This window comes from Paracoccus isoporae, assembly GCF_900101865.1.
Taxonomy (GTDB): Bacteria; Pseudomonadota; Alphaproteobacteria; order Rhodobacterales; family Rhodobacteraceae; genus Paracoccus; species Paracoccus isoporae.
Genome location: NZ_FNAH01000001.1, coordinates 375773 through 393203, shown reverse-complemented (window position 1 = coordinate 393203; position 17431 = coordinate 375773). Strand labels below are relative to the sequence as shown.

General features: G+C 65.8%; 14 protein-coding genes and 1 riboswitch. Of the genes, 3 read left to right on the top strand and 11 right to left on the bottom strand.

Going from position 1 to position 17431, the window contains the following annotated elements; genetic code table 11:
* Positions 1–52: 52 nt before the first annotated feature.
* Together lhgO and BLT73_RS01905 are read right to left on the bottom strand one after the other, a co-directional pair.
* Entirely contained in the window at positions 53–1246 is a 1194-nt protein-coding gene (gene lhgO / locus BLT73_RS01910) for an L-2-hydroxyglutarate oxidase (RefSeq protein ID WP_090520348.1), read from the bottom strand.
* A 149-nt stretch (positions 1247–1395) separates the two neighbouring features.
* Complete coding sequence (locus tag BLT73_RS01905; protein WP_090520346.1) at positions 1396–2295, bottom strand: hydrogen peroxide-inducible genes activator; 900 nt, start codon at positions 2293–2295, stop codon at positions 1396–1398.
* A gap of 139 nt (positions 2296–2434) precedes the next feature.
* Between BLT73_RS01905 and katG the strand changes: the two genes are divergently transcribed.
* Positions 2435–4612 (top strand): catalase/peroxidase HPI, encoded by a 2178-nt coding sequence (katG, locus tag BLT73_RS01900; protein WP_090520933.1) that lies wholly within the window; start codon positions 2435–2437, stop codon positions 4610–4612.
* Positions 4613–4634: 22 nt separating this feature from the next.
* Here the strand turns inward: katG and BLT73_RS01895 are convergent, their stop codons facing one another.
* The 9 genes from BLT73_RS01895 to ectA form a co-directional block, all read right to left on the bottom strand.
* On the bottom strand, positions 4635–5375 hold the full coding sequence (locus BLT73_RS01895) for an ABC transporter ATP-binding protein (RefSeq protein WP_090520345.1): 741 nt from the start codon (positions 5373–5375) through the stop codon (positions 4635–4637).
* Positions 5375–6349 carry a FecCD family ABC transporter permease gene (locus BLT73_RS01890; RefSeq protein WP_281246289.1) on the bottom strand — a complete coding sequence of 325 codons (975 nt, stop codon included), beginning with the start codon at positions 6347–6349 and terminating at the stop codon, positions 5375–5377. The genes BLT73_RS01895 and BLT73_RS01890 overlap by 1 nt, the downstream gene beginning before the upstream one ends.
* Positions 6346–7125: an ABC transporter substrate-binding protein gene (locus BLT73_RS01885; RefSeq protein WP_090520343.1), complete on the bottom strand. Its 780-nt coding sequence runs from the start codon at positions 7123–7125 to the stop codon at positions 6346–6348. Before BLT73_RS01885 ends, BLT73_RS01890 begins: the two co-directional genes overlap by 4 nt.
* The gene (locus tag BLT73_RS01880; protein ID WP_090520342.1) at positions 7119–8972 is read right to left on the bottom strand and encodes a TonB-dependent receptor plug domain-containing protein; all 1854 of its coding nucleotides are present in this window, start codon (positions 8970–8972) and stop codon (positions 7119–7121) included. Before BLT73_RS01880 ends, BLT73_RS01885 begins: the two co-directional genes overlap by 7 nt.
* A gap of 121 nt (positions 8973–9093) precedes the next feature.
* A riboswitch (cobalamin riboswitch) is annotated at positions 9094–9291 on the bottom strand.
* Between the two features lie 114 nt (positions 9292–9405).
* A complete protein-coding gene (gndA, locus tag BLT73_RS01875) occupies positions 9406–10821 on the bottom strand; it encodes an NADP-dependent phosphogluconate dehydrogenase (RefSeq protein WP_090520340.1) in 1416 nt (471 codons plus the stop codon).
* Between the two features lie 166 nt (positions 10822–10987).
* The gene (locus BLT73_RS01870) at positions 10988–12436 is read right to left on the bottom strand and encodes an aspartate kinase (RefSeq protein ID WP_281246288.1); all 1449 of its coding nucleotides are present in this window, start codon (positions 12434–12436) and stop codon (positions 10988–10990) included.
* 70 nt (positions 12437–12506) lie between these two features.
* Positions 12507–12902: an ectoine synthase gene (locus tag BLT73_RS01865; protein ID WP_090520338.1), complete on the bottom strand. Its 396-nt coding sequence runs from the start codon at positions 12900–12902 to the stop codon at positions 12507–12509.
* Between the two features lie 5 nt (positions 12903–12907).
* Positions 12908–14197, bottom strand: coding sequence for a diaminobutyrate--2-oxoglutarate transaminase (gene ectB, locus BLT73_RS01860; RefSeq protein ID WP_090520336.1), 1290 nt, complete (start codon positions 14195–14197; stop codon positions 12908–12910).
* A gap of 49 nt (positions 14198–14246) precedes the next feature.
* On the bottom strand, positions 14247–14777 hold the full coding sequence (gene ectA, locus BLT73_RS01855; RefSeq protein WP_176804845.1) for a diaminobutyrate acetyltransferase: 531 nt from the start codon (positions 14775–14777) through the stop codon (positions 14247–14249).
* 242 nt (positions 14778–15019) lie between these two features.
* Between ectA and BLT73_RS01850 the strand changes: the two genes are divergently transcribed.
* Together BLT73_RS01850 and ggt are read left to right on the top strand one after the other, a co-directional pair.
* Entirely contained in the window at positions 15020–15490 is a 471-nt protein-coding gene (locus BLT73_RS01850) for a MarR family winged helix-turn-helix transcriptional regulator (RefSeq protein ID WP_090520335.1), read from the top strand.
* A 135-nt stretch (positions 15491–15625) separates the two neighbouring features.
* Complete coding sequence (ggt, locus tag BLT73_RS01845; RefSeq protein WP_090520333.1) at positions 15626–17365, top strand: gamma-glutamyltransferase; 1740 nt, start codon at positions 15626–15628, stop codon at positions 17363–17365.
* Positions 17366–17431 lie beyond the last annotated feature (66 nt).

The window sequence follows — 17431 nt, the reverse complement described above, 5'->3', positions numbered from 1 at the left end:
GTCCCCTGTCGGATTGCAGGCTGAAGATCCGTTGAGCGAAGGCTGAACCGCTTCAACCGGCAGCAAGCACCCTGTCGGCGATCATGTCGCCGATCGGCAGGGCAGAGGTCGCGGCGGGCGAGGGAGCGTTGCAGACATGCAGCATGCGCGGCGTGTCGAGAAACAGGAAATCATGCTGCATCGTGCCGTCGGCCATCACTGCCTGCGCCCTTATTCCGCATTCCATCGGCTCCAGATCATCCAGCACCATCTCAGGGCAATAGCGCTGACACTCGGCCAGATAGCGCCGCTTGAAGAGGGAGTTGCGCAGCTCGTTCAGGCCGGGGCGGATGAAGGAGAAGATGGATTTCCAGAATCCGGGGAAGGCCGCCATCTCCGCCATGTCGCGCAGATTGACCGACAGTTTCGGATAGCCCTCGCGCGAGAAGCCGAGCATGGCATTGGGTCCGACCGTCACCGATCCGTCAATCATCGGGGTCAGATGGGTTCCGAGAAATGGCAGACCCGGCTCCGGCACCGGATAGATCATCGCGTTGACGATCCCGTTCCGCGCCGGCCGCAGCCGGTAATACTCGCCCCGAAACGGCACGATGCGGTGATGGATCGACAGCCCGGCCATGCGGGCCAGCCGGTCCGACTGCAACCCGGCGCAGACAACCAGCCGGCGGGCTGCGATCTGGCCGGTGTCACAATCCAGATCGACCTGCCCGGCGGATTCCCGGATGGCGCGCGGCCGGGTCGCAAACCGGATCTCTGAACCGTTGTCTCGCAACTCCTCCGCCATGGCCTGCAGGATGGCGGTGTAATCCACGATGGCCGCCGCGGGCACCCAGATCGCCTTCAGCCCGGCAATGGCAGGTTCGCGCCGCCGGATCTCGGCGGCGTCGATCAGCTCCGTGGTGATGCCGTTTTCCAGGGCGCGGGCGTTCAGCGCATCGAGCCGCGGGATTTCTTCCCTCCGGGTTGCCACGATCAGCTTGCCGCGATCTTCAAAAGGGATGTCGTGCTGGGCGCAGAACTCCTTTGTGCGCGACGCGCCCTCCCGGCACAGCCGGGCTTTCAGCGACCCAGGCGCGTAATAGATGCCGGAATGAATGACGCCCGAATTATGCCCGGTCTGGTGCCGGCCGAGACGATCCTCCTTTTCGATCAGGATCAGCGACGCGCCCGGCTGGCGCTGCAGCAGGGCGCGGGCCGCCGCCAGACCGACGATTCCCCCGCCGATGACCGCGAAATCATGGATCATGCCTGCGCCTCCTTCGGGCCGAGACCGATTCAGCCCGCACCGAACCTGCATCGCGGCGTGACGGCCTGGCAAGGGAGGATGCCCAAATCGCAATCCGACCATATCCGGTGCGGCCTGCCACGCAACCACGCGCTCTCTGCCGGCGCGAGCTATGCGTCCGCCGTCGGCTGTCCAAGGTCGGTCACGATGCCGGCGATCTGCTCAAACCGGTCGGCGAGCGGGTTCGACCGGCGCCAGACCATGCCGATGGTGCGCGTCGGGCGCGGCGCGCTGAGCCGGGCGACGGAGACATTGGCGCTGCGCGTCTCCAGATCGATTGCCATTTCGGGGATCAGGGTCACGCCGATTCCGGCCCCGACCATCTGAACCAGCGTGGACAGCGAACTGCCCTCCATCAGCCCGCGCGGCGCTTGCGCCATTTTGCAGAACGACAACGCCTGGTCGCGGAAGCAATGCCCCTCTTCCAGAAGAAGCAAACGCTCCTCCTGAAGATGTTCGGGCAGCGGGACCGGCCTGTCCCGTTCGCTGGCCGGCCGGACCAACACGAATTCCTCGTCGAAAAGCGGGGTTTCCTGAAGCGTCGGCTCGGACACGGGCAGGGCCACGATGGCGATGTCGATCCGGGCCTCGGCCAGATCGCGAATCAGGCGCGGTGTGACGGTTTCGCGCGGCTGGGGATCGAGGGCGGGAAACTGGCGGTGAAGCGCAGCGATCAGGCGCGGCAAAAGATAAGGCGCGACCGTCGGAATGACACCGATGCGCAGCGGGCCGGACAGGCTGTCGCCATCGGCCCGCACCAGATCGCCAAGCTCATCGACCGAGCGCAGGATCTCGCGCGCCCGCGCGGCGAATTGCTGGCCGAGCGCCGTCAGCCTGACCCGCCGCGTGCCCCGCTCGACCAGAGGTGCACCGACGAGCAGTTCCAGATCCTTGATCTGCATCGACAGGGCAGGCTGGGTGATCGCGCAATCATCTGCGGCCAGCCCGAACTGCCCTGTCCGTGCCAGGGCCTCAAAATATCGGAGCTGCTTGAGCGTCAAGGATTGCATCAGAATAACTTATCTCAACCGTAAGAATTTGCAATTACTAATTATCTCAATGGCTTGATATTCTCCGGGCGAACACCCGGTGCCGCGGCGCCAGACTTGCCGGATTGCATGGGCGGGCCAGCCAGCTAGGAGAATGGACATGGACGGAAACGATCTTTCGCCGGGCAAATGCCCGGTCATGCATGGCGGCAACACCGCCAGCGGCGCGTCGGTGACGGGCTGGTGGCCGGCAGCGCTGAACCTGAACATCCTGCATCAGCATGACAGCAAGACGAACCCGCTCGGCCCGGACTTCGACTATCGCGAAGAGCTGAAGAAGCTGGATGTCGAGGCGCTGAAGGCCGATCTGCGGGCGCTGATGACCGACAGCCAGGACTGGTGGCCGGCCGATTGGGGCAGCTATGTCGGCATGTTCGCCCGCGTGGCGTGGCACGCGGCGGGCTCCTATCGTCTGGCCGACGGCCGTGGCGGCGGTGGCACCGGGAACCAGCGCTTCGCGCCGCTGAACTCCTGGCCGGACAACACCAACACCGACAAGGGCCGCCGCCTGCTTTGGCCGATCAAGAAGAAATACGGCAACCGCATCTCCTGGGCGGACCTGATCATCCTGTCCGGCACCATCGCCTATGAGGTCGCCGGGCTGAAGACCTTCGGCTTCGCCTTCGGGCGCGAGGATATCTGGCATCCCGAGCAGGACATCTACTGGGGCGCGGAGAAGGAATGGCTGGCGCCGAGCGACGGGCGTTACGACAGCGTTGATTCGCCCGAGACGATGGAAAACCCGCTGGCCGCCGTGCAGATGGGGCTGATCTACGTGAACCCGGAAGGGGTGAACGGCAATCCCGACCCGCTCAGGACCGCGGCCCATATGCGCGAGACCTTCGCCCGCATGGCGATGAATGACGAGGAGACCGTGGCGCTGACCATCGGCGGCCACACCATCGGCAAGAGCCACGGCAACGGGAACGCCGCCGACCTGAGCGCGGCGCCCGAGGGCGGCGAGGTCGAGGCGCAGGGGCTGGGCTGGATGAACACCAAGGGGCGCGGCATCGGCCGTGACCAGGTGGTCAGCGGCATCGAGGGCGCCTGGACAACCAACCCGACGAAATGGGATGACGGCTATCTGAAGATGCTGCTGGAGCATGAGTGGGAGCTGCGCAAGAGCCCCGCCGGTGCGCATCAGTGGGAGCCGGTCGAGATCGCCGACGAAGACCGCCCGGTCGATGTCGAGGACCCGTCCATCCGGCTGAACCCGATCATGACCGACGCCGACATGGCCATCAAGATGGACCCGGTCTATCGCGAGATCGCCGAGCGTTTCTATCGCGATCCCTCGGCGCTCGACGACGCCTTCGCGCGGGCCTGGTTCAAGCTGACCCATCGCGACATGGGGCCGAAAGACCGCTATTTCGGACCGGACGTGCCGCAGGAGGATCTGATCTGGCAGGATCCGGTGCCCGCCGGGAACCGCGACTACGACGTGGCGGCGGTCAAGGCGCGGATCGCGCAGAGTGGCCTGTCGGTCTCGGACATGGTTGCGACGGCCTGGGACAGCGCCCGGACCTATCGCGGCTCGGACATGCGCGGCGGCGCGAACGGGGCACGCATCCGGCTGGCCCCGCAGAAGGACTGGCAGGCGAACGAGCCGGAGCGGCTGGCGCGTGTCCTGTCGGTGCTGGAGCCGATCGCGGCCGAGACCGGGGCGAGCATCGCCGATGTCATCGTGCTGGCCGGCAATCTGGGGATCGAGCAGGCGGCACAGGCCGCGGGTCACGACATCTCGGTGCCCTTCGCGCCCGGCCGGGGCGACGCGACCGATGCGCAGACCGATGCGGCATCCTTCGACGCGATGGAACCGCTGGCCGATGGCTACCGGAACTTCGCGAAGCAGGACTATGCCGTCGCGCCGGAGGAGCTGTTGCTGGACCGCACCCAGCTTCTGGGCCTGACCGCGCCGGAGATGACGGCGCTGATCGGCGGAATGCGGGTGATCGGCACCAATTACGGCGACAGCGCGCATGGCGTGTTCACCGAGCGCAAGGGCCAGTTGACGACCGACTTCTTCGTCACGCTGACGGATATGCGCTATAGCTGGGTTCCCGCCGGCGGCGGGATCTACGAGATCCGCGACCGCAACACCGGCGAGACCCGCTTCACCGCGACCCGCGCCGATCTGGTGTTCGGCTCGAACTCGATCCTGCGCGCCTATGCCGAGCTCTACGCCCAGGACGACAATGAGCGGAAATTCGTCGAGGATTTCGTCGCGGCATGGACGAAGGTGATGAACGCAGGCCGGTTCGACCTCGACGCCGACTGACGGCTGCGCCCCGGCCGGGGTGTCAGCGCAACACGCGGAGGGGCTGGAAGACCGGCCCCTCCGCCGTCATTTCCAGATGCGCCTCGATCCCGAAGATCCGGGCGAGTCGTTCGGGCGACAAGGCGTCCTGGGGCGGACCGTCGAACGCGATGCGCCCCCGATCCATCAGCACCAGCCTGGTGCAGTGCCGCGCCGCCAGTCCCAGATCATGCAGCGATGCCATGACGGCGCGCCCGTCTTGAGCAAGCCCGCGAAACAGCGCCATCGTCGCAATCTGGTATGCCGGGTCCAGCCCGGCGATCGGCTCATCCGCCAGCAGAACCGGCGTGTCCTGCGCAAGGGCGCGCGCGATCAGCACGCGGGCGCGTTCACCGCCGGACAGCGTATTGACCGGCCGTTGGCGGAGATCGGTCAGCCCCATCCGGGACAGGGCGCGCTCGACCTGCGCGTGATCCGCGTCCGGCCGGCGATGCGGGATGCGACCGAGACGGACCAATGCCTCGACCGAGATCGGCCAGGCCGCCTCGCGCTCCTGCGGGAGCCACGCGGCGATATGCGCGCGGCGCGCGGCGGGAAGCTGCGCCAAGGAGGAATGTCCGCTGGCCGCAACCAGCCCAAGCATGGCGCGCATGAGCGTTGTCTTTCCTGCGCCGTTCGGGCCGATCAGCCCGACAAGCTCTCCCGGCGCAAGGCTGAGCGATGCGCCATCCAGCGTGACCCTCCCGCCGCGGCGCACAGTCAAACTCTCGGCGGAGATGCGCATCAGCCGCCCCGCCTCTGCTGCCAGATGAGATGCAGAAAGACAGGGGCACCGATCAGCGCCATCACCACACCCAGCTTCAGATCCCGGCCCGGCAGGACCAGCCTGACCGCGATATCGGCGGCCAGCACCATCGCCGCCCCGCCAAGCGCCGCCGCCGGCAGCAGTGCGCCGGGGCGCCCGCCGACCCGGCCGCGCAGCAGATGCGGCACGACCAGCCCGACAAAGCCGATCGCCCCGGCCACCGATGTCGCCGCCCCGACCATGGCCGCCACCCCCAGCACGATCCGCAGGCGCAGACCCGGCAGCCCGATCCCAATGGAGGCCGCGGCATCCTCGCCCAGTGTCAACGCATCGAGACCGCGGCCGATGCCCCACATCATCGCCGCCCCGACAGCCATGACCGGCGCGGCGATGACCACATGCAGCCAGGACCGGTCGGCCAGTGAACCCATCATCCAGAACACGAACTCGCTTGCCGCGAACGGGTTTGGAGAGAGGTTGAGCACCAGCGACGTCAGCGCGCCCGCGAAGGCTGACACCGCCACCCCGGCGAGGATCAGCGCCAGCGATCCGCCGCCCGGCCCCGCCATGAAAAGGATCAGGAGCACAGCCAGCAGCGCCGCCGCCAGGGCAGACAGGGGCAGGGCAAGCGCGAACGCGGCCGCGAAGCCGGTCTGGATTGCGATGACGGCGCCAAGCGCGGCGGCGGCGGACACGCCGATCAGACCCGGCTCGGCCAGCGGGTTGCGCAGATAGCCTTGCATCGCCGCACCCGACAGCCCCAGGCAGCCGCCGATCAGGGCGGCCAGCACTGCCCGCGGCAGGCGGATCTCGCGCATCACCAGCCCGGCCGCGCCGTCACCCGCCAGCAAGCCGCGAAACGACTCCGCGATACCGATCTGCGCCGGCCCGATCATCAGCGCCGCGACGAACAGACCCGCGCAAAGCGCGCCGAGGGCGGCGAGCAGCCTCACCGGACCAGGCTGCGGATTGTCCCGGTCAGGGCCGGCAAGCCGCAGATCCAGCCACGATCCGCCACGCTCAGCCGCTCGGCTTGCAGGGCGGACAGGGCAGGGTGATCGAGCACCGCCTCGGCGCGGGACGGCGTCGCATAGCGCGACCCTGTCACCACCAGTTCCGGGCCGGCCATCACCAATTCTTCCAGCGCCATCTTCCCGCCGGAATGCCCGATCCGGTCTGCCAGCAGGAACAGCCCGGCCCGGCGCATGGCCTCGGCCGAAAGCGTATCTCGTCCATTCGCCAACCCGTTCGCCGCATAGGTCGTGGCGAGCAAGGGCCGGCCCTCGGGCAGCGCAGCCAGATCCGCATCGAAGGCCGACAGGATCTCTTCCGCGCGCGCCTCCCGGCCCAACGCGTCGCCCATCAGCGTGATGTTGCGGCGAATATCCGCGATGGTATTGGCCGCCGGGATCGTCCGAACCTGCACACCCAACCGGGTCAGCATCTCGACCGTCGCGTGCGCCGCATAGGGCCCGGCCAGCACCAGATCCGGCCGCATCAGATAGATCTCCTCCGCGCCGCCATGATTGACGCCGATCTGCCCCGCCTCCTCGGCCATCAGCGAAAGCGCCGGATCAGCCGCCAGCCAGGAGACGGAGACAAGCTGGCCGGGCCCTGCCACCAGCATCGCCAACTGGTCGGTGCACAGATTGATCGACACCACCCGTGACGGGCCAGCCGATGCCGCGCCGGCAAGGCAGAGCGCCAACGCGGCGATCAGCCTTACCACCGGGCTTCCAGCCCCAGATAGGCCGTGCGGCCCTGCGTGGCGTATCCGAAGACCTCGGTATAGTCGGCATCAAACAGGTTCTTCACCCGCCCGGTCAGCCGCACCCGCTCGGTCAGATCATATCCGCCTGCGACATTCACCAGCGTGTAGTCGTCCAGCTCCTCGGTGGCGAAGCTTCCGAAGAACTGCGTGTCGTAATTCCCGGCGACATGCAGCAACTCTCCCGAAACGCTGCCGCGTCCTTCGGCGAACAGGTAGGCGGCGGTCAGCCCCAGCGTGTGACGCGGGCGGCGGGTCTCCACCTGCCCGTCAGGCGCCTTTGCATCCAGATAGGTATAGCTCGCCCCGAAGGAGAGCCGGTCACTCGCCTGAAGTTGCGCCGCCATCTCGACCCCGCGCCGCGTGCTGGTGCCGGAGAGGTTGAGGTAATTGGTGCCGTCAGGCAGCGGCAGACCGTTGAAGCTGATCTCGTTCTCCAGTTTCTCGTGGAAATAGGTCACGTCGATCAGACCCCTGCCGCCGAGAAACTCCGTTTCGACGCCGATGTCGAACCCGCGATTCTCCTCGGGTTTCAGGTCGGGATTGCCGATATAGCCGAACCCGCCGAACTGTTCGGAATAGGTCGGGTTGACCACGCCCGTCCCTGCCGATGCGTGGATGCGGACCGGCGCATTGGGCAGCGCATAGGACAGGCCGAGCGACCAGGTGGTGGCGTCCTTGAAGATCTCGTTATCATCGTGGCGCAGCCCGAGCTGGAGGTCGAGCGCATCGGCGAAACTGCCGCGATATTCGATGATGGCGGAGTTTGACCGGCGGTTCTGCGAAGTGGTGATGCTGTTCTCGTCCCGGCGCCGCTCTGCGCCGATGGACAGGGTCTGGCGCGCCGTGTCGTAGGCGCCATCCAGCCCGAAAATGCCGCGATATTTCCAGATATCGGTCCGGGCCTCGGTCCGGGTGCCGTTCGACTGGCTCAGCGCGAAATCGGTGCGATCATAGGACAGCCGATGCGACAGCCGTCCGCCGGGCTGGCCGATCTCCAGCCAGACCTGCCCGGCCGTTTCATCGCGATCCGCCTGTCCGGCCGCGTCAACGACATATTCCCCGGCGGTGCTCGCCGTCCAGGATTCGTCGTCATAGTCGTATTCCTCATCGGCCCTGCGCAGCATGACTCCGGCCGTCAGCGCCTCGGTCAGCCGGTGATCGAAGCTCAGCGACACGGCTTTGCGCCGGATCCCGTCCGCCTCGCCGCCCGGCGTGCCGGAATGGTCATAGCCCTTGTCGTCGCGCGCCGAGAGATTCAGCGCAACCCCGCCCCGGTCACCCCGCGTCGAGGCGTAGGCGGAGGCGGCCCAGCCATTCCCGATCTCGACCGCGCCACCGGCCTCGCTGCCCGTGGCGGGCTGGCGGGTGATGATATTGACCACACCGGCCGAGGCATCGGCACCGAAGAACACCGATTGCGGCCCGCGCAGCACCTCGATCCGGTCGATATTCGCGATGTCGAGACCGGACAGGAAATATTCGCTGTCTCCGGCCGCGGCCCGGACGCCGTCGATCAGTATCAGCGTGTGATTGCCTTCCGCGCCCCGGATCCGAAGCTGCGTGTTCGACGCGCCGGAGCTGCTGACGGCCAGCCCCGGCACGGCGCGCAGCGCGTCCTGCACATTGCGCACGCCCTTGCTGCTGATCTCTTCGGCGGTCAGCACGGTGTTGGCGCGCCCGTAGGCCTGCACCTCGATCGGCGAGAGGCCGGCATCGAGCGTGATGGTTTCGAGAATGATCGGGACATCCTGCGCCGTCGCGGCGGCAGGCAGAAGGGTCGAGAGAAGAAGGGCGTGAATCCGCATTGGCAAGTCTTTCCTGGCGGGGGCTGGCCCCGCGGGTGATCATGTTGGCTGCCGGGGGATGCCGGAAGCCGTGGCGTCACCGCTGCGGAAAGGCCGCTTCCCCGATGCGCCCCGCATCGCGAAAAGGGTGATCGCCCGGGCAGGTCTCCTGGCTCGCGGATCGTCGCTTCGCCGACCTTCCCGGGGACGGTCCCAGTGGCATACCGGCGTCGCTCTCCGCTCACAGTTGCGGGGGCAGCCACGGCTGCGGCGACCTGCCGTTCCGTGTTCCCTTTTCACCGGCGCGGTCGGCACCGGAACCTGAGCGCGGCCTGAATGACGCCATCTCTGCCGCAGGTCAAGTGCCGTCGCGCGGGTCAAGTCCTTGCCTGTGGGCGAAAATCAGAGCCACGGCGCGCCCGCGAACGCCTCTGGTCCTGCGCGGCGGCCGGTCTCAGCCGTCATCACCCCACGGCCCGTGCGGCGCGTCCTTGCCGTCGAGCCGGTCGAATCCGTGCGCGCCGAAGAAATCGCGCTGCGCCTGGATCATGTTGGCGGGGGTGCGCGGCGTGCGCATCGTGTCGAACCATGACAGCCCGGATGCGAGCGCAGGCACCGCAATGCCCGCGGAGATCGCGGTCGTGACCGTCTTGCGCAGGGCGTCGCTGTTCCGCGTCAGAAGGTCAGAGAAGGGCGGGGCGAAGATCAGGTTGTCGCCGGGCATCGCCTCAAGCGCCGAGGCCATGTCGTTGAGCATCTCCGAGCGGATGATGCAGCCCGCCCGCCAGATCCGGGCAATCCCGGCCATGGGCAGATCCCAGCCGAATTCCGACGCGGCCTTCGCCAGCATGTCGAAGCCCTGCGCATAACACAGGATCTTTCCCGCGATCAGCGCCTGTTCCAGCAGCTCGGTCCCGATGGCTGCGCCTTGCATCTCGCGCGGCATTGCGCCGAACGCATCCGCCCCCCTCTGGCGCGCCTCGATCCGGGCGGAGAGGTTGCGCGCGGCGACGGCCGCCTCGATCACCGGGACCGGCACGGCGAGATGCTGGGCTTCGACGGCGGTCCAGCGACCGGTGCCCTTCTGGCCGGCCGTGTCGCGGATCGCGTCCAGCATGGGGCCGCCCGCGATGGGGTCGGTGGCGCGGGCGACCTTGCCGGAAATCTCGATCAGATACGACGCAAGGGGGCCGTCATTCCACGCCTCGAACACATCAGCAATCGCGCCCGCCTCCATGCCGAGCCCGTCGCGCATGATGGCGTAGCATTCGGCGATCATCTGCATGTCGGCATATTCGATGCCGTTATGGACCATCTTGACGAAATGCCCGGCCCCGCCCGGCCCCATTAGCGCCGCGCAGGGTGCGCCGTCATATCTGGCCGAGATCGCTTCCAGCATCCCGCCGACCCGCTCCCATTGCGCCTGCGTGCCGCCCGCCATGCTCGACGGCCCATGCCGCGCGCCCTCTTCGCCGCCCGAGACGCCGATCCCCATGTAATCGTATGGTTTGCCATCGCTGTCGCGCACCCGGCGTTCGGTATCGGCGTAGTTCGCATTGCCGGCATCGATGATCAGGTCACCCTCCTCCAACATCGGCGCCAGCGCCTCGATCTGCTGATCGACGACCTGACCGGCCGGCACCATGAGGATGATGGTCCGCGGCGCCGAGATCGCGGCCAGAAGCTCTTCCAGCGATTTCGTCGGGGTGAGCCGCGGCCGAAGCGCGCCGGCATTTTCGATGAAGTCGTCGGTGACCGCTGCGGTGCGGTTGAACACCGCGATCGGATAACCGCTTTCGGCGATGTTCAGCGCCAGTGCCGCGCCCATCGTTCCCAGCCCGATGAGGCCGAAATTTACCGTCTCGTCCATGCGTCCGCCCCTGTCCCAATCTGCGCAGGCGGATCCCGGCCCTATGCCGCAGGCCGGGTCCGCCTCTGCTTGCTGCTTATGCTTACAGCATCGCATGTGGGAGGATACAAGGCGCATCGGCGCGAGAGCCGTGGCCCGCCCGCGCCGTCACGCAAGCCGCGGAAGGTCAGGCGGCGGCGCGCGGCTCCGCCGATCTGGACGATTCGATCAACGCGCCGTGCAGCACCGCGATGGCACGGTCCAGATCGTCCCGGCTGAGCAGATATTGCACATCCACCGCGCGGGTCGGCTTCTGCGCGGCCTGAACCTCGATCCCGGCCTCATCGAGCGCCTGCAGGCCGCGCAGCATCACCCGCTGTCCCTTCAAATCGCGACCGATGGCAGACGCGATGGCCGCGGAACGCGCGGTCACATTGGCGGAGGGGAAATGCTCGGACAGTTCCGATTCGATCCGCCGGGCGCGTTTCAGCGTGGTGGCAAGGAAATGGGTAATGGTGTTTGCATTCGAGTTCTTCGAGACGATGAAAGCATTGTGCCGCGCCAGCACCTCCAGGATCTTGGCGTCGTAGCCTTTCACACCCACCATGTCCTGCTCGAACAGCTCCAGCACTACGACCGGCAGGCCGGTGACGATTTCTGCGCCCGTTGCCTCGGCCGGCGCGTCGTCGATCAGCGTGCCGGGATCGTTCGGCTCGAACGCATTGGTGACGCGCAGCGGGATCTGGCGCTGCCGCAGGGTCTTGGCGGCTTTCGGATGGATGGCCTCCATGCCGAGATTGGCCAGTTGGTCGGCCACGTCGTAATTCGTGTGTCCCAGTTTCCGCACCGCATCCGCGCCCACCAGACCCGGATCGGCCGAGGACAGGTGGAATTCCTTGTGGATGATCGCCTCGTCCGCGCCGGTCAGCGCGGCCAGACGCGAGAAGGTCACCTCGGAATAGCCGCGGTCGAACTCGGCCATCAGCCCTTCGGTGCACTGCGCATAGCCGGTGACGATGGGCAGCTCATTGGCAAGATCGACCCCTTCCAGACCGGCATGAAGCCGTTCGTCCAGGCTGAATTCGCGCTCATCACGCCAGCCGGTCAGATCGACATAGCGGGCCGAGACTCCGGCGCGATTCATCAGCAGCGTGGCGACAAAGGCGGAATGCGCCTCGCCCAGGCCGGACAGCAATTCCCGGAACACCATCATATGGGTGGACAGGCGGAAATGGCCGTAGCTGCACAGCCGTTGCAGGTCGATCAGGCAGGAACGCGCGCCCTCGATCCGGTCGCGGACAAATTCATCGGCCATGTTGCGGTCCGCGGCGTGGTCGAGAATGTCCTCATTCGCCTCGCGCATCGCGTCGGAGACACGGTTCAGCGCGCTTTGCCAGCTTCCCTGGTCGTCGGCGGCATTGGCGAAGCTGGCATAGACGCCCGGCTCGCCGGTCTTCTTGTGTTCCAGCAGCAGGTTCGTGATGCCCCCGAAAGCAGAGACAACGAAGATCCGGTGATACAGATCGGCACCCTTGCGATCGCCGATCAGCAGCGTGTCCCGCAACTCCTTCAGGCGGCTCATCGACGTGCCACCGATCTTTTCTACGGTATGCTTGGGAAAAATGAGTTCGGTCAATCCGCTTCCCCGGCCCTGTTGTCGGGCCGGGCCTCTGATTGCGTGTCGGGGTTGCGTGCGAAGGCGGCGCTTATGCGTCCTGCGTTGCCGGCGCGGCGTAGGAGCCGTCGGCCTGATGCACCTCAGTCCCGGTGACGGGAGGGTTGAAGCAGCAGGCCATGACCAGTTCTTCCTCGGCGCGCAGCGTGTGCTTGTCGTGCAGATTTAGTGCATACATGACGCCGGGCGTGATCTCATGGGTCTCGCCGGTGCCCAGATCGGTGATCGAGCCCTTGCCGGACATGCAATAGACGCTCTCGAAATGGTTCTTGTAATGGAAGGTGTGCTCCGAGCCCGCTTCCAGCGTGGTGATGTGGAACGAGAACCCCATCTTGTCGTCGGCCAGCAACATGCGGACCGAGGACCACTGCGCGTCCTTCACATCGCGGTCGGTATTCTTCAGCTTGTTGAAATCACGTACGATCATGTCAATTACTCCGCTGCGATCTGGTTGTTGCCGATGGCGTCGCGCAGGGCAGCCTCCAGGATGTCCAGACCCTTGGTGAAGATCTCGTCCGGCGTGGTCAGCGCGGCCAGAACCTTGACCACCTCGTCATGCGCACCCGAGGTCTCGATGATCAGCCCGTTCTCGAAGCATTTGGCGCAGATCTCACCCGCCAGCTCGCCGCTGCCGACATCGATGCCGCGCATCATGCCACGGCCTTTCAGCGTGGCATCCGGGATCAGATCGGCCATCGCCTGCAGCCGCTCGCGCAGATACTCGCCCTTGCGCTGCACTTCTTTCGAGAAGGCGTCGTCGGCCCAGAACTTCTCCAACGCGACCCGCGCGGTCACGAAGGCATGGGTGTTGCCGCGGAAGGTGCCGTTATGTTCGGCCGGCTTCCAGATGTCATGTTCCGGCTTGATGAGCAGCGCCGCGAAGGGCAGGCCCATCCCGCTGAAGGATTTGGCCTGGGTGATCATGTCAGGGTCCAGCCCGTATTCCTCGGTCGAAAAATAGGTGCCGGTCCGGCCGATCCCGGCCTGGATGTCGTCGATGATGAACAGCGCGCCATGCTTGCGGGCAATGCGCTGAATGCCTTGCAGCCATTCCTTGCTGGCCGCGTTCAGCCCGCCTTCGCCCTGCACCGGCTCGACGATGAAGGCCGCCGGGGCATCAATGCCGCTGGACGGGTTGTCGAGCGCCCATTCGATATATTCCAGCGTGTCATTCTCGCCCATCGCGTTCTCGAACGGCATATGGGTCACATCGGCCAGACTGCCGCCGCCCGCGCCTTCTCGCTTGCCCGAATTGCCGGTCAGCGCGAGGCTGCCCATGGTCATGCCGTGGAAGGCGTTGGTGAATGCGATCACGTTGCGGCGTTCGGTGACCTTGCGGGCCAGCTTGATCGCAGCCTCGACCGCATTGGTGCCGGTCGGGCCGGTCATCATCACCTTGTAGTCCATGCCGCGCGGCTTCAGGATCAGACGCTCGAACGTCTCCAGGAAGGCGGCCTTCTGGGTGGTGAACATGTCCAGCCCATGGGCGATGCCGTCATTGCTGACATGCTCGATCAGCGCGGCCTTCATGTCGGGATCGTTATGGCCATAGTTCAGCGACGAACAGCCGGCAAGGAAGTCGATATACTCGCGGCCATCCTCGGCGGTCATGATCGAGCCGTTCGCCTTGGTGAACACCGTCGGGAAGCTGCGGCAATAGGAGCGCGCCTCGGATTCGCGGCGATTGAAAACAGTGGTATCGGCCGGTTTCTCGGTCGGCATGGGAGTACCTCGGATGTAATGAAAAGATGTGGGCGGTGGCGGTCGGCCGTCAGGCGACCATCGCCACCGGCGCCGGAAAGCGGATCGTGACCATGTATTCGGTGGCGTGTTCGCCGTCGAAATGGTCGTCCTTCTTGAAATGCGGCTCGTCGGTCAGCACGCCGTCATGCCGCTCGGCAAGGCTGCGGAACAGGCCCCAGCTCGCCTCGTTGTCACGGGTGATGGTGGTCTTTAGCTTCAGCACGTCCTTCATGTCGTCGCGCGACAGGAGCTTGTCGAGCATCCGCCCGCCAAGCCCGAGCCCGCGCGCCTCTTCGGAGACGGCGACCTGCCACACAAACAGCGTGTCGGTGGCGTCGGGCAGGATATAGCCGGAGATCCAGCCGACCGGCACACCGTCGCGCTCTGCCAGGATGCAGGTATCGGCAAAATGATCGCACTGGATGAGGTTGCAATACATGCTGTTCTCGTCCAGCGGCTTGCAGGACTTGATGAGTTCCCAGACATCGCTACCATCCTCCGGCTCCGGCTTGCGGAAGGTCAGTTCGGTCTGGGGCTTGTTCTCGATCATGTCTTTCATGCCGCAATCCTCAATTTATTTCGAGACACTAAATAACACATCCTGAGCATTTTGCAAGTGCAGCATGGCGTTTCACGCGCTCATAGCGCCATTTCAGCCTCGATGTTGCCGTTCTGGTCAAGCTATATTGGGTCTTTCGGGCATCGAAAAATTCGTGAAACAAATTGTCCTTTGTTAAGGAATTGACCGTTACCCGCGAATCCCGAATATAGACTGATCGGAAATTCGCTTTGGGGGCGCATTTGGATCGGATCGATGTCTGCCTGATCGCGCTCAGGCGAATCCTTCGCGCGGCAGAGCTTCACGGCAAGGAGCTGGCGCAGTCGGCCGGCATGACCCCCGTGCAGCTCCGCGTGATCCAGATCATCGCCGAAACCGGCAGCAGCACCGGAACCACCATCGCAAAGCGGATGCATGTCGCACCTGCGACCGTGACGGCGATGATCGACAAGCTGGAACGGGCGGGACATGTCCGCCGCCAGTCAAATCCGGTCGATCGCCGTCAAACGCTCATTACCTTGACCGATCAGGGCGTCTCCGCGCTCAGCCGCGCGCCCGATGCGCTTCAGCAGCGCTTCGCCACCGATTTCGAGCGCCTGCCGGATTGGGAGCAGGCGATGATGGTCTCGGTGCTGGAACGCGTGGCCTCGATGCTCGACGCCGCGGAGGCCGAGACGGATCGCGGCGCGGTGCTGTTTCCGGGCGAACTCTAGGCCGATCCGCGTCGCGTCGGCCGACTGGCCACGCGGCCCGGCAAGGCTCGCCCGGATGTCCTCTGCCACATAGCGGTTGACCGAGGGGCCATTCCCGGCTGGACTGACGCCATGTCATTCATTGGGGAGGTTACTATGCGGACGCTGATTTCATTTTCATGGCAGCCCTTGGCGCTTGCGCTGGCGGGCGTGGCTGCGGTTCCGGCGCATGCGCAGGAGGCGGCGATCTACTCCGGCATGGACCGGACCCATCCGGTCTGGGCCGAGAACGGCATGGTCTCCGCGCAGGAGCGTGTGGCCGCAGAAATCGGCCGCGACATTCTGGAACAGGGCGGCAACGCTGTCGATGCCGGGGTTGCGGTGGCATTTGCCCTGGCCGTGACCCTGCCTCGCGCCGGCAATCTGGGCGGCGGCGGCTTCATGCTGGTCCATGATGCCGAGACCGGAGAGACCCATGCCTTCGACTATCGCGAAATGGCTCCCGCCGCGGCGACGCGCGACATGTTTCTCGACGCGGAGGGCAATGCCGACAGCGACGTGTCGCGGTTTAGCGGCGCAGCCTCCGGCGTGCCGGGCACGGTCGCCGGGATGAAGCTGGTGCTGGACGAATATGGCAGCATGGAATGGGCGGATGTGATCGCGCCGGCGATCCGGCTGGCGGAGGAAGGGATCACCGTCACCCCCGACCTGGCCGACAGTCTGGAATCGCTCAAGGACCGGCTGACCCGCTATCCATCGGCGGCGGCGATCTTCTACAAGGAGGATGGCGCGCTTTACCGGCCGGGAGACACGCTGGTGCAGGCCGATCTGGCCGAGACGCTGAAGAAGATCGCCGAGCAGGGACCGGAGGGCTTCTATTCCGGCGAGGTGGCGCAGGCCATCGCGGATTCGGTGACCGCCGCAGGCGGCTTCATCACCGTCGAGGACATGGCGAATTACCAGGCCGTGCAGCGAGAGCCGATCCGGGGGGATTATCGCGGCTATGAAATCGTGTCCATGCCGCCGCCCTCTTCTGGCGGGATCCACCTGATCCAGATCCTGAACGCGCTGGAAGCCTATCCGATCGGCGCGCTTGGCGCGAATTCGGCCGAAACCATCCATCTCATGGCCGAGGCGATGAAGCTCGCCTATGCAGATCGCTCTGAATATCTCGGCGACACGGATTTCGTCGACGTGCCGATGGAGACGCTGACCAGCAAGGACTACGCCGAAGACATGCGCGACAAGATCAGCGCCACCTATGCCGCCTCGGCCGAGCAGATCGGACCGGCGGATCTGACGCCTTACGAATCGAACGAGACAACGCATTTCTCGATCATCGACAAGGACGGGAACGCGGTTTCCAACACCTACACGATCAACTTCTCCTACGGCTCGGGGCTGGTGGCGGATGGCACCGGCGTGCTGATGAACAACGAGATGGACGATTTCTCGGCCAAGCCGGGCGTGCCGAATGCCTACGGGTTGATCGGCGGCGATGCGAACGCGGTGGAGCCGGGCAAGCGGCCGCTCTCCTCCATGACGCCGACCATCGTGAACAAGGATGGCGAGGTCTGGCTCGTGACCGGATCGCCCGGCGGGGCGCGGATCATCACAACGGTTCTGCAGGTCATCATGAACATGATCGACCACGGCATGAATGTGGCCGAAGCCAGCGCCGCGCCGCGTATCCATCACCAGTGGCTGCCGGACGAGCTGAGGATCGAGGACGGGATCAGCATCGACACCCAGCGTGCGCTGCAGGCGAAAGGCCATACCGTTTCGCTGCAGGAGGTGATGGGCTCCACCCAGTCGGTGATGCGCGACCCGGAATCGAGCTTCCTTCTGGGGGCCTCCGACCCGCGCCGCGCAGGGGCGGCGACGGTCGGCTACTGATCGCGGGCCAGGCGCGGGGGCGGCAGGCAAGCTGCTCCCGCGTCCGGTGCTGCCCGTGCCGGATCG